The sequence below is a fragment of the Lacticaseibacillus sp. YLM2-1 genome (assembly GCF_056583465.1).
Genome location: NZ_CM152617.1, coordinates 843,233 through 866,445, shown reverse-complemented (window position 1 = coordinate 866,445; position 23,213 = coordinate 843,233). Strand labels below are relative to the sequence as shown.

19 protein-coding genes and 2 rRNA genes are annotated in these 23,213 nt (G+C 47.6%); 8 read left to right on the top strand and 13 right to left on the bottom strand.

Annotated features, from left to right (window positions below; all coding sequences use genetic code 11):
- Positions 1–71: 71 nt before the first annotated feature.
- From AC07KQ_RS04110 to AC07KQ_RS04095, 4 genes are all read right to left on the bottom strand, one after another.
- Positions 72–2,989: ribosomal RNA gene (locus tag AC07KQ_RS04110) — 23S ribosomal RNA — on the bottom strand.
- Positions 2,990–3,208: 219 nt separating this feature from the next.
- Positions 3,209–4,778 (bottom strand): 16S ribosomal RNA (locus AC07KQ_RS04105).
- Together the 16S and 23S rRNA genes form the textbook arrangement of a ribosomal RNA operon.
- Before the next feature lie 477 nt (positions 4,779–5,255).
- A complete protein-coding gene (locus tag AC07KQ_RS04100; protein ID WP_003566816.1) occupies positions 5,256–5,639 on the bottom strand; it encodes a CvfD/Ygs/GSP13 family RNA-binding post-transcriptional regulator in 384 nt (127 codons plus the stop codon).
- Between the two features lie 63 nt (positions 5,640–5,702).
- On the bottom strand, positions 5,703–6,287 hold the full coding sequence (locus AC07KQ_RS04095) for a peptidylprolyl isomerase (protein ID WP_003566814.1): 585 nt from the start codon (positions 6,285–6,287) through the stop codon (positions 5,703–5,705).
- 223 nt (positions 6,288–6,510) lie between these two features.
- Between AC07KQ_RS04095 and AC07KQ_RS04090 the strand changes: the two genes are divergently transcribed.
- From AC07KQ_RS04090 to AC07KQ_RS04080, 3 genes are all read left to right on the top strand, one after another.
- A complete protein-coding gene (locus AC07KQ_RS04090) occupies positions 6,511–7,497 on the top strand; it encodes an NAD(P)/FAD-dependent oxidoreductase (RefSeq protein WP_003566813.1) in 987 nt (328 codons plus the stop codon).
- 38 nt (positions 7,498–7,535) lie between these two features.
- Positions 7,536–8,039 (top strand): phosphatidylglycerophosphatase A family protein, encoded by a 504-nt coding sequence (locus AC07KQ_RS04085; protein WP_003566812.1) that lies wholly within the window; start codon positions 7,536–7,538, stop codon positions 8,037–8,039.
- A gap of 85 nt (positions 8,040–8,124) precedes the next feature.
- On the top strand, positions 8,125–8,778 hold the full coding sequence (locus tag AC07KQ_RS04080) for a VTT domain-containing protein (protein ID WP_003566811.1): 654 nt from the start codon (positions 8,125–8,127) through the stop codon (positions 8,776–8,778).
- An 87-nt stretch (positions 8,779–8,865) separates the two neighbouring features.
- Here AC07KQ_RS04080 and AC07KQ_RS04075 read toward each other — a convergent pair whose 3' ends face one another.
- From AC07KQ_RS04075 to AC07KQ_RS04045, 7 genes are all read right to left on the bottom strand, one after another.
- Positions 8,866–9,489, bottom strand: coding sequence for a TIGR01906 family membrane protein (locus tag AC07KQ_RS04075; protein WP_003566809.1), 624 nt, complete (start codon positions 9,487–9,489; stop codon positions 8,866–8,868).
- Between the two features lie 5 nt (positions 9,490–9,494).
- Positions 9,495–10,271, bottom strand: a complete 777-nt coding sequence (locus AC07KQ_RS04070; RefSeq protein WP_003566807.1) for a TIGR01457 family HAD-type hydrolase — start codon at positions 10,269–10,271, stop codon at positions 9,495–9,497.
- A gap of 8 nt (positions 10,272–10,279) precedes the next feature.
- Complete coding sequence (locus AC07KQ_RS04065) at positions 10,280–10,924, bottom strand: YutD family protein (protein ID WP_003566806.1); 645 nt, start codon at positions 10,922–10,924, stop codon at positions 10,280–10,282.
- A gap of 49 nt (positions 10,925–10,973) precedes the next feature.
- Entirely contained in the window at positions 10,974–12,350 is a 1,377-nt protein-coding gene (locus tag AC07KQ_RS04060) for a bifunctional metallophosphatase/5'-nucleotidase (RefSeq protein WP_013245545.1), read from the bottom strand.
- Between the two features lie 111 nt (positions 12,351–12,461).
- Positions 12,462–13,064: a metallophosphoesterase gene (locus AC07KQ_RS04055; RefSeq protein ID WP_003566804.1), complete on the bottom strand. Its 603-nt coding sequence runs from the start codon at positions 13,062–13,064 to the stop codon at positions 12,462–12,464.
- 1 nt (position 13,065) lies between these two features.
- Positions 13,066–13,803 carry a YibE/F family protein gene (locus AC07KQ_RS04050; protein ID WP_003566803.1) on the bottom strand — a complete coding sequence of 246 codons (738 nt, stop codon included), beginning with the start codon at positions 13,801–13,803 and terminating at the stop codon, positions 13,066–13,068.
- Entirely contained in the window at positions 13,800–14,867 is a 1,068-nt protein-coding gene (locus tag AC07KQ_RS04045) for a YibE/F family protein (RefSeq protein ID WP_003593697.1), read from the bottom strand. Before AC07KQ_RS04045 ends, AC07KQ_RS04050 begins: the two co-directional genes overlap by 4 nt.
- Before the next feature lie 88 nt (positions 14,868–14,955).
- On the opposite strand from AC07KQ_RS04045, the gene AC07KQ_RS04040 reads away from it, so the two are divergent.
- A complete protein-coding gene (locus tag AC07KQ_RS04040) occupies positions 14,956–15,105 on the top strand; it encodes a hypothetical protein (RefSeq protein WP_013245544.1) in 150 nt (49 codons plus the stop codon).
- A gap of 65 nt (positions 15,106–15,170) precedes the next feature.
- Here the strand turns inward: AC07KQ_RS04040 and AC07KQ_RS04035 are convergent, their stop codons facing one another.
- The gene (locus AC07KQ_RS04035; RefSeq protein WP_003566802.1) at positions 15,171–15,485 is read right to left on the bottom strand and encodes a hypothetical protein; all 315 of its coding nucleotides are present in this window, start codon (positions 15,483–15,485) and stop codon (positions 15,171–15,173) included.
- A gap of 118 nt (positions 15,486–15,603) precedes the next feature.
- On the opposite strand from AC07KQ_RS04035, the gene AC07KQ_RS04030 reads away from it, so the two are divergent.
- The 3 genes from AC07KQ_RS04030 (at position 15,604) to AC07KQ_RS04020 (ending at position 19,351) form a co-directional block, all read left to right on the top strand.
- Positions 15,604–16,944: a glycerophosphodiester phosphodiesterase gene (locus tag AC07KQ_RS04030; RefSeq protein WP_003566801.1), complete on the top strand. Its 1,341-nt coding sequence runs from the start codon at positions 15,604–15,606 to the stop codon at positions 16,942–16,944.
- 138 nt (positions 16,945–17,082) lie between these two features.
- Entirely contained in the window at positions 17,083–18,486 is a 1,404-nt protein-coding gene (gene pepV, locus AC07KQ_RS04025; RefSeq protein ID WP_003566800.1) for a dipeptidase PepV, read from the top strand.
- Positions 18,487–18,598: 112 nt separating this feature from the next.
- Positions 18,599–19,351, top strand: a complete 753-nt coding sequence (locus AC07KQ_RS04020) for a biotin--[acetyl-CoA-carboxylase] ligase (protein ID WP_003566799.1) — start codon at positions 18,599–18,601, stop codon at positions 19,349–19,351.
- Positions 19,352–19,357: 6 nt separating this feature from the next.
- Here AC07KQ_RS04020 and AC07KQ_RS04015 read toward each other — a convergent pair whose 3' ends face one another.
- Positions 19,358–20,041 carry a YjjG family noncanonical pyrimidine nucleotidase gene (locus AC07KQ_RS04015; RefSeq protein WP_003566798.1) on the bottom strand — a complete coding sequence of 228 codons (684 nt, stop codon included), beginning with the start codon at positions 20,039–20,041 and terminating at the stop codon, positions 19,358–19,360.
- A 301-nt stretch (positions 20,042–20,342) separates the two neighbouring features.
- Between AC07KQ_RS04015 and AC07KQ_RS04010 the strand changes: the two genes are divergently transcribed.
- Positions 20,343–23,126, top strand: coding sequence for a transglycosylase domain-containing protein (locus AC07KQ_RS04010; protein WP_003564052.1), 2,784 nt, complete (start codon positions 20,343–20,345; stop codon positions 23,124–23,126).
- Positions 23,127–23,213 lie beyond the last annotated feature (87 nt).

Here is a 23,213-nt window from a genome sequence, read left to right as displayed (position 1 = left end):
CTTGAACTTAACGTACTTGTCATCGAAATGTGTTCGCAGTCGCAGAAACCTGCGCCTGCTTGCACGCTTACTTGGTTAAGTCCTCGACCGATTAGTACTGGTCCGCTCCATGCATCGCTGCACTTCCACTTCCAGCCTATCTACCTGATCATCTCTCAGGGGTCTTACTTCCATATAGGAATGGGAAATCTCATCTCGAGGGGGGCTTCACACTTAGATGCTTTCAGCGTTTATCCCTGCCGTTCATAGCTACCCAGCGATGCGCCTGGCGGCACAACTGGTACACCAGCGGAACGTCCATCCCGGTCCTCTCGTACTAAGGACAGCTCCTCTCAAATTTCCTGCGCCCGCGACGGATAGGGACCGAACTGTCTCACGACGTTCTGAACCCAGCTCGCGTACCGCTTTAATGGGCGAACAGCCCAACCCTTGGGACCGACTACAGCCCCAGGATGCGATGAGCCGACATCGAGGTGCCAAACCTCCCCGTCGATGTGGACTCTTGGGGGAGATAAGCCTGTTATCCCCAGGGTAGCTTTTATCCGTTGAGCGATGGCCCTTCCATACGGAACCACCGGATCACTAAGCCCGACTTTCGTCCCTGCTCGACTTGTCAGTCTCGCAGTCAAGCTCCCTTATACCTTTACACTCTGCGAATGATTTCCAACCATTCTGAGGGAACCTTTGGGCGCCTCCGTTACATTTTAGGAGGCGACCGCCCCAGTCAAACTGCCTACCTGACACTGTCTCCCGCCACGATTAGTGGCGCGGGTTAGAGTGTTCATACAGCTAGGGTAGTATCCCACCAACGCCTCCATCGAAACTAGCGTTCCGATCTCTACGGCTCCTACCTATCCTGTACAAGCGGTACAAACACTCAATATCAAGCTACAGTAAAGCTCCATGGGGTCTTTCCGTCCTGTCGCGGGTAACCCGCATCTTCACGGGTACTATAATTTCACCGAGTCTCTCGTTGAGACAGTGCCCAAATCATTACGCCTTTCGTGCGGGTCGGAACTTACCCGACAAGGAATTTCGCTACCTTAGGACCGTTATAGTTACGGCCGCCGTTTACTGGGGCTTCAATTCTGGGCTTCGCTTGCGCTAACTCATCCTCTTAACCTTCCAGCACCGGGCAGGCGTCAGCCCCTATACATCATCTTACGATTTAGCAGAGACCTGTGTTTTTGATAAACAGTTGTTTGGGCCTATTCACTGCGGCTGACCTTGCGGTCAGCACCCCTTCTTCCGAAGTTACGGGGTCATTTTGCCGAGTTCCTTAACGAGAGTTCGCTCGCTCACCTGAGGATACTCTCCTCGACTACCTGTGTCGGTTTGCGGTACGGGTAGTTTATTTCTCACTAGAAGCTTTTCTTGGCAGTGTGACATCAGGAACTTCGCTACTATAATTTCGCTCCCCATCACAGCTTGTCCTTAAGACTGCAAGCATTTCACTCGCTGTCAGACTTGCTGCTTGGGCGCACATTTCCAGCCGTGCGCTTTCCTTAGCCTCCTGCGTCCCTCCATCGCTTAAACAAAATAAACTAGTGCAGGAATCTCAACCTGCTTGTCATCGACTACGCCTCTCGGCCTCGCCTTAGATCCCGACTAACCCTGGGAGGACGAGCCTTCCCCAGGAAACCTTAGTCATACGGTGGATCAGATTCTCACTGATCTTTCGCTACTCATGCCGGCATTCTCACTTCTAAGCGCTCCAGCCGTCCTCACGATCGACCTTCAACGCCCTTAGAACGCTCTCCTACCGCGCACCCTTACGGGTGCACCCACAGTTTCGGTATTATGCTTAGCCCCGGTATATTTTCGGCGCAGTGCCACTCGACTAGTGAGCTATTACGCACTCTTTAAATGGTGGCTGCTTCTGAGCCAACATCCTAGTTGTCTGTGCAACGCCACATCCTTTTCCACTTAGCATAAATTTAGGGACCTTAACTGGTGATCTGGGCTGTTCCCCTTTCGACAATGGACCTTATCGCTCACTGTCTGACTCCCGGAGTAAGATCGATGGTATTCGGAGTTTATCTGAATTCAGTAACCCTTGATGGGCCCCTAGTTCAAACAGTGCTCTACCTCCATGATCCATCCTCCGAGGCTAACCCTAAAGCTATTTCGGAGAGAACCAGCTATCTCCAAGTTCGTTTGGAATTTCACCGCTACCCACAACTCATCCCAGCATTTTTCAACATACATGGGTTCGGTCCTCCAGTGTGTTTCACCACACCTTCAACCTGGTCATGGGTAGGTCACTTGGTTTCGGGTCTACATCTGCTTACTCATTCGCCCTGTTCAGACTCGCTTTCGCTACGGCTCCGACTTTTCATCTTAACCTCGCAAGCAAACGTAACTCGCCGGTTCATTCTACAAAAGGCACGCCATTACCCATTAACGGGCTTTGACTAATTGTAGGCACACGGTTTCAGGAACTGTTTCACTCCCCTTCCGGGGTGCTTTTCACCTTTCCCTCACGGTACTGGTTCACTATCGGTCACTAGGGAGTATTTAGCCTTGGGAGATGGTCCTCCCGGATTCCGACGGAATTTCACGTGTTCCGCCGTACTCAGGATCCTGGACGGAGGGTTCGACGTTTCGCTTACAGGGCTTTCACCTTCTGTGGCGCAGCTTTCCAGCTGACTTCGACTACGTCGGACTTTGGTAACTCCAATGTCCAGTCCTACAACCCCGAGAAGCAAGCTTCTCGGTTTGGGCTCTTCCCACTTCGCTCGCCGCTACTATGGGAATCGAGTTTTCTTTCTCTTCCTGCGGGTACTGAGATGTTTCAGTTCCCCGCGTCTGCCGCCGGCCAGCTATGTATTCACTGACAAGCAATACACTGATGTGTACTGGGTTCCCCCATTCGGAAATCTCCGGATCAAAGCTTACTTATAGCTCCCCGAAGCATATCGGTATTAGTTCCGTCCTTCATCGGCTCCTAGTGCCAAGGCATCCACCGTGCGCCCTTTGTAACTTAACCTGTACTGACTTGCGTCAGCGGTTATGCGATGCGAATTTCTTTTTCAGAAACTCATACAAATACGCTGTGTTCTCGGCAATTTAAAACAATTAATACAATGATATCCAGTTTTCAAAGAACAAAGTCGCACCCGTTAGGGTGCTTGAGGGTGATCCCCTCAAAACTAAACAAAGTTTCGTGTGTGCAGGTTTCCGTCAGACTTTCAGTCTGTTTCCTTAGAAAGGAGGTGATCCAGCCGCAGGTTCTCCTACGGCTACCTTGTTACGACTTCACCCTAATCATTTGTCCCACCTTAGACGGCTCGCTCCCTAAAAGGGTTACGCCACCGGCTTCGGGTGTTACAAACTCTCATGGTGTGACGGGCGGTGTGTACAAGGCCCGGGAACGTATTCACCGCGGCGTGCTGATCCGCGATTACTAGCGATTCCGACTTCGTGTAGGCGAGTTGCAGCCTACAGTCCGAACTGAGAATGGCTTTAAGAGATTAGCTTGACCTCGCGGTCTCGCAACTCGTTGTACCATCCATTGTAGCACGTGTGTAGCCCAGGTCATAAGGGGCATGATGATTTGACGTCATCCCCACCTTCCTCCGGTTTGTCACCGGCAGTCTTACTAGAGTGCCCAACTAAATGCTGGCAACTAGTCATAAGGGTTGCGCTCGTTGCGGGACTTAACCCAACATCTCACGACACGAGCTGACGACAACCATGCACCACCTGTCATTTTGCCCCCGAAGGGGAAACCTGATCTCTCAGGTGATCAAAAGATGTCAAGACCTGGTAAGGTTCTTCGCGTTGCTTCGAATTAAACCACATGCTCCACCGCTTGTGCGGGCCCCCGTCAATTCCTTTGAGTTTCAACCTTGCGGTCGTACTCCCCAGGCGGAATGCTTAATGCGTTAGCTGCGGCACTGAAGGGCGGAAACCCTCCAACACCTAGCATTCATCGTTTACGGCATGGACTACCAGGGTATCTAATCCTGTTCGCTACCCATGCTTTCGAGCCTCAGCGTCAGTTACAGACCAGACAGCCGCCTTCGCCACTGGTGTTCTTCCATATATCTACGCATTTCACCGCTACACATGGAGTTCCACTGTCCTCTTCTGCACTCAAGTTTCCCAGTTTCCGATGCGCTTCCTCGGTTAAGCCGAGGGCTTTCACATCAGACTTAAAAAACCGCCTGCGCTCGCTTTACGCCCAATAAATCCGGATAACGCTTGCCACCTACGTATTACCGCGGCTGCTGGCACGTAGTTAGCCGTGGCTTTCTGGTTGGATACCGTCACGCCGACAACAGTTACTCTGCCGACCATTCTTCTCCAACAACAGAGTTTTACGACCCGAAAGCCTTCTTCACTCACGCGGCGTTGCTCCATCAGACTTGCGTCCATTGTGGAAGATTCCCTACTGCTGCCTCCCGTAGGAGTTTGGGCCGTGTCTCAGTCCCAATGTGGCCGATCAACCTCTCAGTTCGGCTACGTATCATCGCCTTGGTGAGCCATTACCTCACCAACTAGCTAATACGCCGCGGGTCCATCCAAAAGCGATAGCTTACGCCATCTTTCAGCCAAGAACCATGCGGTTCTTGGATCTATGCGGTATTAGCATCTGTTTCCAAATGTTATCCCCCACTTAAGGGCAGGTTACCCACGTGTTACTCACCCGTCCGCCACTCGTTCCATGTTGAATCTCGGTGCAAGCACCGATCATCAACGAGAACTCGTTCGACTTGCATGTATTAGGCACGCCGCCAGCGTTCATCCTGAGCCAGGATCAAACTCTCATATAAATATGAGCTGTTCGAATAGCTCGATTTGTTGTTCTAGCGAATTGACTTCGCAAATGTTACTTTTTGCCTCGGTACCGAAGTACCAAGGACCCTGCACATTTAAACGAAACTTTGTTCAGTTTTCAAAGGACGACCTTGTCAAAAGACAACTTTGATAGATTATCATGACCAGCGTTACATGTCAACGTTTTTTTAAACATTGAATATTTATTCATCTGTTCTCGACGTCGCACATTGTGCAAGCCATCAACTTGATCTAATTAAGTATATCCGCTAAAGATCAGCGCCTTTTGTTTTGACAACAACAAGTATCATACCAGCACTTTAACGATGTAGTCAATAAAAAATTCATGCAAATTGAAACATTTTAAAATACCGAAAGATCGCGAACGTTTTCTCCAAAATTGCATAAAAATTCAGCATTTCTGCGAACATTATTCTATTCATCGTGACAAAAGTTCAGAAAAAAGAACCGACTCATTTGTGAGCCGGTTCTTCGTCTAAATGATCAAGTGCTTCAGCGACCCACCCGTCTAACCGAGCGGCAATCGGTGCAAAGCCTGTGTGAAATTTACGACTGGTCCAATAATGCTTGCGGCGACGCTTTTTACTCATTCTAGGCGACGCTTGTAAGGCACGTAAGGATAAACTGATTTTTTGGGTATATTCGTCGATGTCCAAAATCACAACTTCAACTCGCTGGCCGACGGTAAAAATATCGCTGGTGTCCTTGACATAACCATGCTGGCATTCTGAGATGTGCACTAAACCTTGCGTGTGCTCATCAAGCATGACAAACGCGCCATAAGGTTGAACGCCTGTCACTTTGCCAGTCAAGATATCTCCTATGCGATATTCCATTCTGACACTTCATTTCATTGGATTTCTCTTTGAGTATACCCTAAAAATCATTGCCGACCAATATTAGTCTTCAATCGTAACCTGATCAATCGTGACCGGTTCAACCGGCTTATCATTAGCACCTGTTTTGACTTTACTAATCTTCTCAACCACGGACAGGCCACTTAGGACTTGGCCAAAGACTGTGTGGCGATGATCGAGCCACGGTGTACCGCCTTGTTTATACGCTTCAATGATGGGTTCTGGGAATCCAGCCTCACTTAGTTGCGCCTGCATGCTCGGGTCTAAATGCGCATTAGTCACAATGAAGAATTGGCTGCCATTCGTATTTGGACCAGCATTGGCCATTGAAAGTGCACCTTTCAAATTGAATAGCTGATTTGAAAACTCATCATTAAAGGGCTTCCCCCAGAGACTTTCACCGCCCATGCCGGTACCGGTGGGGTCGCCGCCTTGAATCATGAAATCATCAATAATCCGGTGAAAGATCAAACCGTCGTAATAATGTTTTTTGGCAAGGCCTACAAAGTTTTCAACTGTCTTTGGCGCCTGTTCAGGGAAAAGTGCGATTTCAAAGCGACCTTCGCTTGTTTCAAAAATCGCTTTTGGTCCCTTAAAGTCTTTGAGTTCTAATTGTGGGTAATCCATGATCAATCTCCTTTACAAGTTAACGTTCTTGTACTAGGCGTAGTATACCAGCCCAGCCCCTGAGCGCAAACTACACAGGCTTGCTGATGCAACGATCGTCTATTAAAAAGGCTGCTTACGGGCTAATCACACTTGACAGACCGGTGTTCGGCCTATTTTGGTACTTATCGTGAAAATATGGTAGTGTATGGACGTCATACTATATAGAAACGGAGCATTGCAAATGTCAGTGCAGCATGTATATGAAATCACGGTAATCGGCGGCGGCCCGGTTGGGATGTTCGCCGCTTTTTATGCGGGTTTGCGCCAGGCAGACGTTTTGTTATTGGAGAGTCTTGACGAGCTTGGCGGCCAAACAGGCAACTTATACCCTGCCAAAATTCTCTATGATATTGGCGGATTCCCGCATGTTAGTGGCAAAGACCTTGTCACGCAGCTCAAAACTCAGCTCGTCCATTTTCATCCTGAAGTCAAGACCGCTACGGAAGTACAGACGATCGATCAAGATCCAGATGGCTTTTTCACATTGCATACAAGTCAAGGCGATTTCCGCAGTAAAACTGTGATCGTGGCAACCGGTGGTGGTGCTTTTACGCCGCGCAAGTTAGCTGTTGACTATGATCCGGCATTGGAAGGCAAAAAACTGTTCTACTTCGTGCAGGATTTGGAAACTTTTCGGGATCAGGAAGTGGCCGTGGCTGGTGGTGGTGATTCTGCAATTGATTGGGCACTGGCACTTGAACCGGTTGCCAAACATGTCAGTCTGATTCACCGTCGTGCCAAATTTCGCGGCTTGGAAGCCAGTGTTGCTGCACTTGAAAAAAGCAGTGTGACAATCCAGACGCCTTACCTGATCGAATCAGTCACCCCTCAAGATGATCAGTTAGCGATTCAATTGAAGGAAGTTCGCGGCGAGGCACAGCCAACGCTCACCGTCGACAAGCTGTTGATCAACTATGGATTTGTCACCGACAAACACCACCTACAGGCTTGGCAACTTGACACGGATCGAAATGGTATACTGGTGGACACACAAATGCAAACAAGTCGTCCCGGCATTTTTGCAATTGGCGATGCTGTCAGCTATGCTGGCAAGTTGCCGCTGATTGCCAGCGGTTTTGGAGAAGCGCCAACCGCTATCAATGAGGCCTTAAGCCGTTTGTATCCAGATCGACGTCAGGCCTTGCACAGTACTCAGTTGTATCATTAACGCTCATCTGCGCAATTTACCCATCAAGGAGCAAAAACATGACGAATGAAGAAAAATTGTATGACCGCACGATTCAACTGTTACATGAACGCGGGGTTCGGATATCCGATATTGGCGAACTTGTAATGTTCCTGCAAGAACGCTTCATCCCCAAGCTGACACTTGAAGAAGCCACACAAAATGTGCGCATTGTTCTACGCAAACGTGAAGTTCAAAATGCTGTGATGACTGGTATTGCTTTGGACAAGGCAGCAGAAGCTAACAGTTTGGAAGAACCGTTGCAAAAAATCATCGCTGAAGATGAAGGTTTATATGGCGTTGACGAGGTGCTTGCCTTCTCGATTGTCAATGTATATGGTTCGATTGGTTTTACCAATTACGGTTATATTGATCGCATCAAGCCAGGGATCTTAGCTAAGCTGAACGCCCATGAGCCTGGCATTATCCACACCTTTTTAGATGATATCGTGGGAGCCACTGCTGCTGCTGCAGCAAGTCGACTTGCTCATTCACATCCAGAAATTGAAGACGACATTTATTGATGTTTTGGTAAAATTCTGTCAGGATTCATGAAATTTTCACATCAATCCGTATAATAAGCTGTAATTCATTAAAGGAGTTCACAAGATGACCCAACTGTTCGACTTCATCATGCATATTGATGAGCATCTGATTACCATCGTTAATAGCTTCGGCCCTTGGACCTACGCCATCCTTTTTGCGATGGTCTTCATCGAAACAGGTGTCGTTATTTTCCCCTTCCTGCCTGGTGATTCATTGCTATTTGCTGCAAGCGCGTTGGCTGCAAATGCCGCGTATAACCTGAATGTGTGGATTCTCTTCGCCGTCTTTCTGGCTGCTGCGGTTATTGGCGACACCGTCAATTATGAAATTGGCAAGCGCGTTGGTTCGGCAGCATCCACTGGCAATGGCTGGTTTGGACGGCTGATCAATCGCGACAAACTGAAGCAGGCGGAGGCTTTCTTCGACAAGCACGGCGGTAAGACGATTGCCATCGCCCGCTTTATGCCGCTGATTCGGACATTTGCGCCGTTTGTTTCCGGCGGCTCCCGAATGCATTACGGCAAGTTTATCCATTACAACCTGTTAGGCGGTTTCCTCTGGGTCACCATGTGCGTTTTCGGCGGTTTCTACTTCGGCAATGTCACCTTCGTGAAAGAACACTTTTCGTTGGTTGCCATCGGTATCGTGATCATTTCCCTTCTGCCGATGGTCATTGCTGCGATTAAAACCCGGACAGCTAAAGCTACTGAACGCTGAGCAAAATGATTTGCATCAAAAAAACGCATCGCCTGTCAAGTGGTAAATTCCACGTGACAAGCGATGCGTTTTTGCTTGCGCTGCCAATCATGCCACCTTCGCATCTTGACGCCCACGCCAAATGCCCCAGATCATGACAGCTTCAAACAAAGCAAATGCTGTCAGAAAACACAACATGAAGAATCCTTCAGGCAAAACGTTGATGATCGGATCAGTCGCCGGGTCAAACAGCCAGTCGCTATTGCGAAAAAGGACTTCATGAAACGTGATGAAAAATTGGTCGAAGTTTACCGCTAATATAGCCGTCAACACAACAGGTACCACGGCCCCAATCATAAACGGACGAACCAACAAATATCTTTTTCTGGCAATGCGAAGTTGATGCAACCAGCGTACCGCAAATGGGACCGTGACCACAGCAACCCCTATATCGAAGAGAAAGAGGTGGCGAACATCCGCAAAATGAATGGCGCCATGTACGCTTGTGGGGAAATCATTCATATGCAGAGTACCAACCCACGGTAAATTTAAGTAAGCCATCAGCTGCAAATAATTCTGATAAAGCCGGCCAAGGGACATCACGGCAATCTGCGGTAGATCATCCATGTGTGCATAAACTGGAAAAGTGATCAGCGTACTTAAAATCGTCATGAACACAAGGACACTAATGATGGCTAGCCACAACGCCACCCATTGAGCAATACGCTTCATGGAGGTTAGACCTCCCAATCCGTCAAGGCATCAATCTGATGTGTGGGCTGATGGACTTGCTTGGAAACATAATCACGGGTAGAAACACCGGTATACACTAAAATCGTATCAATACCAGCATTCAGCCCTGCCTTAATGTCCGTGTTGTAATTATCGCCAACCATGGCAACCGCTTCTTTAGGTAAGCCCATTTTTTTCAAGGCTTTCTCCATAATCGTTGGTTCGGGTTTGCCAATGTAAAAAGCCCGCTGCTGTGTGCTGCGCTCCACTAGCGCGATCAATGAGCCCGCGCCTGGAACCAAACCGCGCTCATTCGGGAGATTGGTGTCAGCATTCGTCCCAATAAACTTTGCCCCGCGTTTAATCGCCAGTGTTGCCAGTTCAAACTTATGATAAGTCACATCATAGTCAAGGCCGACGACCACATAATCCGGATCAACTTCATTTAATCGTAATCCAGTATCCAGCAACGCCTGCTTGAGGCCTAACTCGCCAATGATATAAATGGACTTACCCGTCACATCGCCATGATTAAGGTCGGTCAGATACGCTGCAGTTGCTAGTGCCGGGGTGTATACCTGCGCCGGTTGGACATGAATATCATGATTCTCTGCTAAGTTTTTGACCACATCTTCTGGACTTTTGGTCGTGTTGTTAGTTAAAAATAAAAACGGGATTTGTGCCGCCTGTAGTCGTTCAACGAAATCCTTTGCAGCGGGAATCCGCTCCTTACCGCGATAGATAGTGCCATCAAGATCGATCATATAGCCTTTATACTTCAAGTTCGTCCCTACTTCTTATTAGTCTCACGCCGCCGAATCGTAAAATGTCGCTTGCGTGGTTGTGTCTGATTGATAGTTTTAGCCTGATCCCCGCGAATTTTGGTTGGTCGGGTTGTTTTTTCCGTATACGGTTTTTCCGCTTTTGCTGACCGTGGCTTATGCTTATTGTTCTGGCTGTTGCGCCGATTTGTTGGGGGTGTCTGGCGATGCACTGGTTTGATCGTCTCTGATCTCTGCCCCGCCTCACGATGTCCCTGACGACGATGCGGCTGCCCTTTTGTCACTGACTTGTCTAAACACGCCAAAACAAAGTAAGCACAGCCAAAATTACAATATTCATACAAATAATCTTCAAGTGTGCCGATGAGCTGGTCTTTGCTGACACCGCGTCGATCATCTTTATAGAATCCGCGTAAACGCAGCTGATCATAGCCCCAATCACCAACGATATAATCATACTTATCAAGAATTTCGTTGTAGCGTTCGTTCAAACGCGCAACATCAAAAGCATTTCGGTGATCCTTAACAAGGCGATAGCGGCGACCATCAATCGTTAGTAAATCACCGTTAACAATGACCACCCGCGAATCTTTATCAGCTTCTGGGGTCAATGCGGCATCAATTTGTTGCATAAGCGGTTCATGTTCGCCCATGTGCTCACCTCCTTATGTGTGCTGATGCTTCGCAAAGTATATCACGAAATCATAATGGATATTTTTGAGCTAAGTACTCGCCCACCACATTCCGTAATAGCTTAGGAAAAAGCAATTCATTGCTGCCCATAATCTCAATGGTTGGAAAGAATGGAATGAACAGAAAATTGTCCACCGTCACAAACGTATATTGTTGTTCTGGCACCAACGGTTTCCCATGCCATAGAACAACCCGTTTTTCACGATTAACGCTAATCCCCCGGTAACCAATGTCACCAAAAATCTTTCCACGAAAACTCATGCCGATCATATGAAAATGTCGCAGGAACATTCGATTCTTTTCCATTTCCATGATTAAGCGCCACAGTTCCTTACCACTCAGCGTTACTTTTAACAGATGCATGGGATGCGGCAAACAGTTTAATAAATCCGCTTGGGTGACAACACCCGGACCCAGCGGCATAAGGAAAAGTCCGGCATTTAAAATCGCCGCGTCCACCTGAGCGCCATCAGCCAATGCTTCTAAACCTAAATCCAGTAATGGTGAAGGCCCATCATATTTGATCGATAGCTGTTTGGGCAACCGCGCCACCTGATGCTGCTTGAGCAAAGCAATTCCTTTGCTCTCATAGCCCTGTATCTCACGCGGATCAGCGGCTGCCGCTTGCATGAGCTCAGTTTTAAATGTCTCGGCCTGACGGGTGATAATTTGATGCTGATCATCCAGCGTCAGCGTCACTTTGCCGACATAATGGCCATACTTTTCTGCAGCTGTTAATAAGGTGGTGCCATGTAACTCGCCGTCTGCCAATAAATGATGCGTATGACCACCAATCACGACATCAATCTCTGGATACTGTTTTGCTAAGTGCCGATCAGCCTCAATTCCTAAATGTGACAGCACAATTAACACGTCATAGGTACCTGATAATTGCTTCAAAATATCCGGAAATACATCCGCCACGGTTTTAACTTGCCAGCCATTTGGTCGATATGTCAGAAAAAATGGCGCCGTGAATCCGACAATCGCAATGCGTGTACCAGCACGCGTTTGCGTTCGCACAAACGGTTTAGCCCATGTCGGTCGGCTGCCGTCAACCTCGAATAAATTAGCCAGTGCCACTGGAAAGTTCGCATGATCGTATAAATGTTCCAGCACATCATGCGGGTTACCGACACCTTCATTATTGCCGATGGTTGCTGCATCGTAACCAATTTCATTCAGCAATTGCACATTGATCTGACCTTGCGTAGCTTCCGTTAAGGGCGCTGAGCGATCCATCGCATCCCCGTCATCAAATGCCAACACACTCGCGCCTTCTGCTTGTTCTGCAGCGCGTGTTCCCAACATAAACCGCCGAATCTTCGGCCAATTTTCAAAATGGGAATGCAGATCATTGGTATGCAGGATCACTAACTTTTCCACGAGAAACCTCCCTGTGCCGGCAAAAATAAATACTCTAACTGGTGAATCACCGGCGCGCTTTCTTATTTTTATCCTATGCTCTGATAAGCGGGCGGTCAAACAAACGGTTGTTCATCGATTTTTGGCTAACGCCTGGGCCTTAAGCCGATAAATTTCATGCACTTCAGCAGCGGACAGCGGCGTCCCAAATGGCAGGTGTGGCATTAACAAATCGCGTTCCGGTGCATCTACCCCGACATTGATATTCTCAGCGAGATTGACGCTGTTGTGATGAATATGGCCATGTAAATTCAGTGTTTGTTTGACAATCCCCATCATCAACGGGTAGTGCGTCATAATGAATTGTGTATGGTCGTCCTTAATAATGGTGCCAACATCATGAAACGTGAATTTTGGCTGTCCATTCACACCAGGATCATTTCGATGAAGAAACTTGAACAGTGACTCATAATCATGGTTTCCTTTAATGAAGACAATTCGACCGTTCAGCTGTTTTAATATACCAAGCACTTCTGGTGGTTGCGGAAAATGCTCAGGATTCATCGCGATATCGCCTAAATGATAGACAATATCCCGATCCCCCACGCGAGCATTCCAAGCATTGATCATTGCCGTGTCCATAGCCTCAACAGAGGGGAAAAGTCGCGGTGCAAAATCGTTTTGGCCTAATAGATCGGCGTGAAAAAAATGAGTGTCTGCAATGAAATACTGCATATTATTCCTTTCTGCGATGCGCATGACGAGTTGTCACAACCCAAGTTGTCATCGGTACCGTCAAAACAACGGCAATGACCGAAATCAAGACTTGCAACAACTCCCCAACAAAGATTTTATTATTGATGATTTGGCTGAACGGATAGCGCAAAGATGCAAACCAAATGAACAATGATGAAAACCCGCCAAAAAAACCAAAGAACAATGTATTTAACGCCGTGCCAATAATCTCATGCCCCATCTGTTTGATGCCGGCATCACTTGCTTGATCCTTGATTTCATCCATCCCCGCCGCTACGGCAATGGCCGCCTCCGCGATGGCTCCCAGCGTGCCTAATAAGGTTGTTGCAATCAAAATATGCGGAAAACTAACCCCGATGTAAACAGAGAAGCCTTCAAGACTTTCTGAATCTTCTGGTCCAAAGCCAGCTGTCTGACTGAGCGTCATAGTCAAGATAATGAGCCCCACAAGCAACGTCATGATTAGCAACGCGGAAACAAACGCTGGGCCCGCAACCGCTACATGACTCGTGCTCAAGAAAATGGTGCTGGCTAAAATAATCAATCCGAATACCACAGCGAGAATAATTGGATTGAACCCGCTCGCCATCAAAATCACGACTAAAATCATGAGCAAAGCATTGACCGTCAGCGCAAAGAAATTGGCTAGGCCTTGTTTGCTCCCAATCAAGAGCATCATGACTAGTAGCAATAGTGCCAAGGCAAGAATTGCATTCATGCTGCCACCTTCTTTATTTTAGCCATAAACGCGGCTAAACCGCTCGTCATTGGCACCGCTAGGACAATTCCGAAGGCACTAATTAAACTTTGGGCAAAACCAAGCCCCATCACCCAAATGACTGTTTGTGCAATCGAGTTATTATTACGAATCCATAGCACTGATTCCACAAAAGTATCAGCAATAAAGATCATAAAGAGCACTGAAATTAGCGGTCCCATGACATTCCGGCCGATTGCCATACCTGCCTGAAACCGTTCTTTGGCGCTGTCATGCAACTGAAAAATCGCCACTGAAATGTCACTTGCTTCATCAAGAACAGCGCCTAATGAACCAATAACAATCTGAGCGAAGAACAGCAATTGCGGCATTTGCGTCGCATATTTCACTTCTTCCAGATGCACACCGTTATAATTTGTCAACGTCAGTACACCATAGCCTAGCGCCACAGCAAGGCCAGTTGCCAGTAACGATCCCAGTGAAATCGTGACGGCAATCGGCTTAAAACCAACAATGAAAACCGCAGTCAGAATTGTAAATACGACTGCTAGACCAACAAACAACCACCACGCCTGCCATTGCTTACTGCCAATTTCCCACGTTACCGCGATAAAAAAGATCACTGTGTTCAAAAGAATACTAATACTTGTTAACCAAGCGCGACGCCCCATAACCAAAAAAATTAGGCCAAATGTCAAAACAAGCAACGCGGCAAGGATGGCATCGCGTTTGATGTTGTTGAGCGTATAGACGCCCTTATCGACATCTAAAAAGATTTGTTCACCTGGCCGCAACTGATTGTCTAAACCGCCGCTGAACGAGTACGTATTATGAATGGTGACGCTTTGCCCGCGTTTTGCTGTGTTCAGTAAACGCACTTTAACCTGTTGCTTGGTTAGCCGATCATGATTCTGATCCTCATCATCATGACTGGTCGTTTTAATGACTTGAACTGATTCGACACGACCGACTGGTTTGGCGTAAAGACTGCTATCAAACTGCATGCCAATAAAAACCGCAATTGCCGCAACGAACGGAATAAGCCATTTACCAAAATACTTCACGCTGACGCCTCCTCACATTCACGCGGCCAAAATCAACCTAGTGAATGCCCTACTTTCATATGCCCTACATTATATAAGTGGCGTCAACGTGACGCAAAATGCGGCGTGTACCAAACTAACCGAAAATCAAGCCAACTACCTGACGATTCGCGATGGTGCTCACCTAGTTAGCGCAGTGGGTGAGACTAAAGCCACCGCACCGCTGCTAGCATCACCCAAGCCAACGTTACCAGTGTGAATGCCAGTGTTTGTTAGGTTTTGTTTAAATTGTTACTGTCGCTGACGATCCAGCGATATCACCACTCATCCAACATGGTTCTGCTTCAGAATCTCGTGGTAAGCCTGACGTACTGGCCCTTCTGGTTTGTCCCACTCTTCCCAGCTCGTCAAATCAGCTGACGGGAATTCATAATGATCGTTGATGTACTGTTCGTAAGCTGTCACAGCAGTTGAATGGGGAATGTTTAGTTGAACGATCCGCACACGTTTAATAAGCCCCTTCATAGCCGCCTTTTCCGCCCGACCGTTCATCATGACGTTACCTAGTTCAAAATAGCGACTACCGTCATTCCGTGTGATTTCTTGAATTAAATCGAAAACTTGAAATTTATCAGCCATGTTCTTCATACTCCTTTATCAATTTAGCCACTGCTTGTCGTGTTCTAAAAATTGTCCCGGCTACTTTGCGGTGCTATGTTTATGGTATGATGTTTTTTTCTGGAAAGGAGCAGCCTGTATGGGCAAGCGACTCACGCTGGCAGTGCTATTGCTGCCTTTATTCCTTCTGCTTTCGGGTTTCACGCTGATCGGCCATCGCGGCGATCCGTTGAATTATCCGGAAGAGACTTACCAAAGTTTTGACAGTGCTTTTAATAATGGCGCCGACTATGTCGAACTGGATGTGCATGAAAGTGCTGACGGTGTCGTGGTGATTCAACACGACTCAACGATTCAACGAATGACCGGCGCTAATTTGGCAATTGCCACAACGAACTTTGCTCAGCTTCAGCAATATCATACCAAAAATGGCGAGCCGATTCACAGCTTGGAAGATCTCTTCATTCATGAGCAACAAACCAACCATAAATTTCTAATTGAGACCAAAATCGTAAAGGGAGAACCTCATCCCCATCTCGAAGACAAAATAGCGGCATTAATCCAAAAGTATCACATGGAAAATCGTGTGATGTTTCACTCATTTTCCGCTGCAAGCTTAAAAAGGCTTCAAGCCGTTTTGCCCAATGTGCCCCGTATCCTTATTGTTGGCTCACTTAAACGAATCAATTTTGATGTCTTAACCTACGTAGATGGTATCAACCTGAGTTCGGACTTAGTGACACCGCAACTTGTGACCCAACTTCACGATCTTGGCAAAAAAGTCTACATCTGGGACGAGATGAACGAAAATCGCTCATTATGGACTTGGCTGGTGAATCTCAACATTGACGGTATCGTCACCAACTATACGGCTCTAGGGCATGAATTTCAGGCATTGAAGGCCGCTGCAGTGACAACCGATATTAACGATCTTGGTGCCAACTCCAGTACCACGCCCTTACCCATTTACGAAAATCCATATCAGCCGACGTTGCGCCATGAACAATTAGCGCCTGAAACCCCCGTGATGATTTCCAGCATGATCACGATTGCTGGCAACACCTATTATCAAATTGGCGACAATGCTTTCGTTCCAGCGACAACTGTCAATCTTGCGCCGCAAGCCGGATGGGCTAGCCTCTTCATTAATCAAAATGCTGTTGTCACCGGAAAAAAATTTCGCGTGCCAGTATACGCTGATCCGTTGCATCAACAAGATGTCATTGCTCACATCGCTAACCATACGCGTCATCACATCACAGCGGCACGGTATGAAGGCAATCACCTCTATGTAAAGATCAAAACCGGTTGGCTAAACGCCCAAGATTTGCAACTGTTGCCAGATGCTGAAAATATGACTACCTGGATGAGTCAATATCGCAGTATTCCTGCTGCACAAAAGCCACTTGTCCACTGGGCATTAGGCGACACGGCCTTTGACACACCACTGTTGAATGCTAGCGTCGTTGGCATCGGTTAATCGCCGAACCACGCTCAATCATAAGCCGTTCATCAATTGTGACTATCAACCCTCACAATTTGATGAACGGCTTATTAGTTTCCCATGATTAAACATGCTATCCTAAAGACAATGACAGTAAGAAAGTAGGTTAACCTCATGACGATTAATTGGCAGCAAGAAGCAGAGAAGTTAGAACCGCAACTCCTTTCAGACTTGACAACCCTTTTGAAAATCAACTCTGAGCGCGATACGGACCATCAAACAAAGGCGTATCCACTTGGCCCGGGACCGGCCAAAGCACTGGAAGCCTTTTTGACCATTGCCGAACGCGATGGTTTCAAAACACTTAATGTTGATAACGTTGCCGGTCGCATTGAGCTTGGCAGCGGTGACGAGATCTTTGGTTTGTTTGGCCATGTGGATGTTGTGCCAGCAGGTCCAGGTTGGCAAACTGATCCATTCGTACCCGTTATCAAGGAGGGTAAAATTTATGGGCGTGGCACTAGCGATGATAAAGGACCAAGCATCGCAGCTTATTATGCCTTAAAGTTGATTCGTGATCTTGGCCTGCCAATCAATAAAAAGATCCACTTTATCATCGGCACCGATGAAGAATCCGAATGGGTCGGGATTCATCGCTATCTGGAAACCCAGCCGGCACCGGATTTTGGCTTCTCACCAGATGCTGAATTTCCAATCATCAACGGTGAAAAAGGCATTGCCAGTTTCAAAATCGATCAAAAGCCAATTGCCGCTGCACCAGCTGAGTTAACGCTCACCAACTTCTCGGCCGGGATTCGGCCAAACATGGTGCCGCAAGTCGCAACTGCGACCATCACCGGCAATTTACCAGAAACTTTTGCCACACAAGCAACCGCTTGGGCGGATGAGGCTGGCGTCAAACTTACCCTTACTTTGGGTAATCCAACAACCATTGAAGTTGTCGGCAAAGGTGCACATGCACAGGAGCCAAAAGATGGCAAAAATGCTGGCACTTACTTGGCCAATCTACTGGCAGACTTGCCATTTGATCCAGCCGGTAAAGCTTATCTCCTGATGGTCGCTAAATACTTGCACAACGACTCACGAGGCAAGCTGTTAGGCATCAATTATACCGACAAGCTGATGGGCGAATTGACCGCCAGCCCAGACATCTTCACCTTTACTCAAGATGGCGAACAAAGTGTGCTTGTGAATGTCCGTTATCCGCAAGGGACAGATGCTGACACCATTCGTGATCAGATTGAGACGACATTAGGCGCCGACAAGGTCACCGTAAGCATCAGTGGTCATGCCCAAGGCCCTCACTATGTGCCAGGGGATGATCCATTGGTGAAAACACTTCTCCAAACATTCACTGATCACACCGGGATCCCAGGACATGAGCAAGTGATCGGAGGCGGAACTTATGGTCGTATCATTAAGCGCGGCGTTGCATTCGGTGCCCAAATGCCAGGTCAAGAAAATGTGATGCATCAAGCTAACGAATACATGCCGATTAAGGATATCATCACGGCTGTTGCCATTTATGCCGATGCCATCAGTCGCCTGGTCAAGTAATCTCTGGGCGTCATTTTATCGACATTCAGTTCATGCAAGGCCGTCTTAGTTTTAAACTAGGTCGGCCTTGTTGGCGTTAACCGTTATCAAAACGTCTGAAAGGAAGCAATTTATGTTTGAACCTGATGCTTTAAACCCATGGTTAGATGATCCCCGTTTGCGTGCCGCTGTCACCACAGCAGGCACCGTCACATCCACAAATGTCATTTTAAAAAAGTCCGTTCAAAACGGCGGCCCCTTACCACAGATTTTAATTGCCGACCAGCAAACCGCTGGCGTTGGACGGCATGGTAAACATTTTGCAAGCCCAGCTGATGCTGGACTTTACATCAGCTATGCGTTTCATCCACAAATTAACCGTGCCCTAATCACACCTGCTGCTGGTGTTGCGCTTCAACAAGCAATCGCCGATCAGTTTGGCATCAGCACTCAGATTAAGTGGGTAAACGATCTACAGAAAGCTGGTAAGAAAGTCGCGGGTATTTTAGCCGAAGCGTTGTTGGAACAAAATGCTGTCATTTTGGGAACCGGCGTCGATCTTTTCCCTGCTGCCAGCGGTCCTTTGCCAAATGATCAGCCGATGACAACCATTTTGCGCGAGGTCCCTGCAAATGATCCGCGTCCCGAGCTTGCTGGTCGTTATTTGACCCACTTGATGCGGCTTTTTGCCAATCCCGAGACCATCATGCCAGCGTACCGCAAACGAGCAGCGTGGGTTGGTCGCCGCATCACGGTCAGCGGCACACAAAATCCGCTGACCGGGACGATCAGCGGATTCGATGATAACGGCGCTTTACTATTAAAAACAGATCTTGGTACATTGGTGGTCTCAAGCGGCACCATCCGACTCGTTGAAACAGTCTAAGTCACTTCAGTTAAGCGCCAATAGCTTCGTCAAATCGCTAAATTCGTTGAGTTGATAAGTCGGTGTGATGTGATCGCGATTTGGCTGAAAATGTGGATTAAACCAAATCGAATCAATTTTGCCATTGATCCCACCTTGAATGTCTGAGGTCAGCGAGTCGCCCATGATCAATGTCTCACGCCGGTCAAACCGCGGGATGCGTTTGGCAACATAGTCAAAAAAGGCCACGGTCGGCTTCGGGCTTCCCACGCTATCAGAAACAAAAATATCTTCAAAGTAATCAATCAGACCGCTCGATGCCAAGCGTTCACGTTGCACAGGCTCGATACCGTTGCTGACAATAAACAGCCGATAATCCTGCAACGCATCCAAGGTGTCCAGAACTCGCGGCAGCAAAATGGCCTCTTGATCCAAAAAATGATGATAGGTGCGTTCTGCCAAATGCGGATCAGCCTCAATGTGATGATGGCGAAAGAGTTTGGCAAACCGCACATCAAATAATTCTGGCCGCGTGATGCGCCCCGCTTCGTAGTCACGCCATAGACTGGCATTAATTTTCAGATAACTTGCCTCAATCCGCGGCGAGTAAGTCAAATTGAGTCTGGCAAACATCTTTGCCAGACTTTTTAGTTCACCTGCTTTAAAATCCAGTAACGTGTCATCAACATCAAACAAAATTATCCGATACATACTAAGCTCCTATTCTCGTCTTAAAGCTACATGCTATCAGTTTTACACACCTGATGAGACGTGACAAGCTGTTTGCGAAGTCAGCGCTTAATCTTCGCCACTGCGTCAAAGATGTGCTCACTAGCCTTGGAATCTGCAGACAACGACCCCGTCAAAAACCGGTCATCACGCCTCAAGCAGCCTACACCCCGGTTTTAGGCTAGGTCGGTTCACACGCCTCAACAAATCCCCGGTTAGAATCCGCTTAATATTTAAGGTATACTAAGGCGTACTAGACCATAATTTAAGGTGGGACAAGCATTTGAAGAAGTTCTTTGATCGAGTCAAAACGCTCGGGACTCGATTTCGCCACTGGTTCACTGCGTTTGTGACCCGGCGTCCTGATTCCGAAGCAGAGACAACAAACTTAACTGGCAAGGAGGCCGTTGTCTTTTACGGCAACGTCACCTTACAAAGTATTAAAACCATTGTTTATTACTTACTCGGCGTGCTCGGTATTGCGACTGTCTTTGGCCTCGGTTTATTCGGCGGCTATTTCGTTTCAATTATCGATGCCACCCCGATTCCGACCGAAGCTGCCATGAAGGCCACCCTTTCCAATACAAGCCGCACTTCCAGCATGTATTTTGCTCACAACGTCAAACTCAGCAATGTTAAAAGCGATTTGGTCTCAACCAAGGTTGATTTGAATGAAATGTCGCCTTGGCTGACAAAAGCCATTGTCGCCACTGAAGATGAAGACTTCTATCGGCATGATGGCGTTGTACCCAAAGCGGTCATTCGTGCTTTTTTCTCTGATTTAACTGGCATGGGCAATCAAACCGGTGGCTCAACATTGACACAGCAAGTGGTCAAAATGATGTTTCTAAGCTCAGAAACGACCTTTAAACGTAAAGCGGCAGAAATTATGCTTGCCCGACGTTTAAATAATCATTTTAGCAAGGATCAAATTCTAGCCACGTATTTGAATGTGGCCACACTTGGTCGTAACAATAAAGGTCAAAACATAGCTGGGGTTGAGGCAGCTGCCCAAGGCCTATTCGGCGTCTCGGCGAAGGACATCAACCTGCCAGAAGCAGCGTTTATTGCCGGCCTGCCACAAAGTCCGTTTATTTACACCCCGTATACCGCTTCTGGCGCCCTTAAAAGCAATCTCAAAGATGGTGTGGATCGTCAGCAGACCGTTCTATTCCGGATGTATCGAGCTGGGGTCATTAGTCATAAACAATATGTCGACGCCAAGGCATTTGATATCAAAGGTGCTTTTCTCCAGCATGAGAATGCTGAAGAAGACGACAATCAATATGGCTACGTGTACAACATGGTGTTAAGCGAAGCCGAATCATTACTTGCTGAGCAGTTGGCTAAAAACGATGGCCATTCCGCCGCCGAATTGGCGAAAGACAACGCCTTAAACAACGACTATCTGCGGCAAGCTGCTAATCTTTTTTCATCGAAAAATTATCAGATTAAAAGCACGATTAACAAAGATGTTTACGACCGGATGCAATTTGTGATGAAGGCAACACGCAGCACATTTGGTCAGACTTATACCAGCACACAAATTAATCCGAAGACTGGCGAAACCGAAACCATTAAACATCCAGTCCAAAATGGTTCGGTCGTCTTGGACAATCAAACCGGGGCTGTTTTAGGCTTCGTTGGCGGAGTCTCTGGTGAACTCAATCATATCTATACATTGCGTTCGCCAGGATCAACGATTAAGCCTTTGCTAGTTTACGCGCCGGCCGTTGACCAAAAAATCATCGGCTCGCAAACAGCGTTGGCTGATTTTAAAACCGATCTCGGCAACAATTACAGCGTGACAGACTACGGCGGTCAGATTCAGAATCGCTTTATTCCTGCCACCGAAGCGCTTGCCCAATCCTACAACATCCCAGCAGTCAACTTATATAAACACATCAAGCCGACCGTTAATGTTAAGGACTATATGGATAAAATGGGCATCGATACCCTCACCAAAAATGACTATAGTCAGCTTGGACTCGCTTTGGGCGGGACTGATTACGGGGTTGATGTCAAAGAACAAGCCAGCGCATTTTCAACCTTTGCCAACCAAGGTGAGCACGTACCAGCCTACGTGATTTCGGAGATTGTCGATCCGTCTGGTCATCCAATCTATCAACATAAGGTTAAGAAAACAAAAGTCTTCTCTAAGGGCACGACCTACATCATGAATCAAATGTTGAAAAACGTGATTGATTCCGGAACTGCGGAAAGCCTCAATTATCAACTCCACTTCAACACTGATAACCTGATCGGGAAAACAGGGACGAGCAATGATTTCCGGGACATCTGGTTTATTGGCTCGACACCTGGGGTAACAATCGCCAGTTGGATGGGCTATGACAATAATGATGGCACAACTTATTCACTAGATGAGACTGGCTCCATGACCAATGAAGCCTATTGGGCTAAATTAACCAACGCAGTTTACCAGACGATTCCTAAACAATTTAAGGTTAATCAGAAACTGGCACGCCCGGATACGGTTAAATCAGTGACTGTCGATAAACAAACTGGGCAACCCGCCGGCACCTTGACTTTTGACGGAAACACCTACCGAACTGGCGGCTCAACCGTCACCAGCCTTTACAATGATTGGCAGCCAACCACGAAAAATGATTTTGCCATCGGTGGCAGTAAAGCTAATTATCAGTTGTTCTTCGACCATCTTGATGGCAAACAAAATGGCTATGGTCAGGTTTCCGATGCCAACGGCAATTCAACTGAAGCCAAAAAAGAACATCAAGAAACCCCGATCACGCCAACTGAAGATACTCAGACGACACCTAGCAGTGCTCCTAGCGTGACAGTGCCATCAAGTCAGCAAAACCAACAAGGGACATCTGAAAACCAGCCAAGCGAACCACAAACCACAGGGACTGGCGGCACGAATGGCGCCACCGGCACTGGTGGGACTGGCGGTACTGGGACGACCACAGAAACTGGCACGACAACCGGCACAGGTACAACGACTGGTGGCGGTACGAATACTGGTGGCACTAATAATACCAATCAACAACAGACCCCACCTGCAACAACGACTGGCGGCGGTCAGTAACAACACGATCACGAGTTTTCATTTCAACGCAAAGAAAAAAGGCCTCCAAGTAATTTGCTTGGAAGCCTTTTTCTTTACCCTAATGAC

What these genes read in the sequence shown, in the direction of transcription:
- AC07KQ_RS04090 (WP_003566813.1), top strand. Translation starts at nt 6,511, where the DNA reads ATGTCAGTGCAGCATGTATATGAAATCACGGTAATCGGCGGCGGCCCG.
- AC07KQ_RS04065 (WP_003566806.1), bottom strand. Translation starts at nt 10,924, where the DNA reads ATGGGCGAACATGAACCGCTTATGCAACAAATTGATGCCGCATTGACC.
- AC07KQ_RS04085 (WP_003566812.1), top strand. Translation starts at nt 7,536, where the DNA reads ATGACGAATGAAGAAAAATTGTATGACCGCACGATTCAACTGTTACAT.
- AC07KQ_RS04030 (WP_003566801.1), top strand. Translation starts at nt 15,604, where the DNA reads ATGGGCAAGCGACTCACGCTGGCAGTGCTATTGCTGCCTTTATTCCTT.
- AC07KQ_RS04055 (WP_003566804.1), bottom strand. Translation starts at nt 13,064, where the DNA reads ATGCAGTATTTCATTGCAGACACTCATTTTTTTCACGCCGATCTATTA.
- AC07KQ_RS04050 (WP_003566803.1), bottom strand. Translation starts at nt 13,803, where the DNA reads ATGAATGCAATTCTTGCCTTGGCACTATTGCTACTAGTCATGATGCTC.
- AC07KQ_RS04080 (WP_003566811.1), top strand. Translation starts at nt 8,125, where the DNA reads ATGACCCAACTGTTCGACTTCATCATGCATATTGATGAGCATCTGATT.
- AC07KQ_RS04100 (WP_003566816.1), bottom strand. Translation starts at nt 5,639, where the DNA reads ATGGAATATCGCATAGGAGATATCTTGACTGGCAAAGTGACAGGCGTT.
- pepV (WP_003566800.1), top strand. Translation starts at nt 17,083, where the DNA reads ATGACGATTAATTGGCAGCAAGAAGCAGAGAAGTTAGAACCGCAACTC.
- AC07KQ_RS04015 (WP_003566798.1), bottom strand. Translation starts at nt 20,041, where the DNA reads ATGTATCGGATAATTTTGTTTGATGTTGATGACACGTTACTGGATTTT.
- AC07KQ_RS04075 (WP_003566809.1), bottom strand. Translation starts at nt 9,489, where the DNA reads ATGAAGCGTATTGCTCAATGGGTGGCGTTGTGGCTAGCCATCATTAGT.
- AC07KQ_RS04035 (WP_003566802.1), bottom strand. Translation starts at nt 15,485, where the DNA reads ATGGCTGATAAATTTCAAGTTTTCGATTTAATTCAAGAAATCACACGG.
- AC07KQ_RS04095 (WP_003566814.1), bottom strand. Translation starts at nt 6,287, where the DNA reads ATGGATTACCCACAATTAGAACTCAAAGACTTTAAGGGACCAAAAGCG.
- AC07KQ_RS04020 (WP_003566799.1), top strand. Translation starts at nt 18,599, where the DNA reads ATGTTTGAACCTGATGCTTTAAACCCATGGTTAGATGATCCCCGTTTG.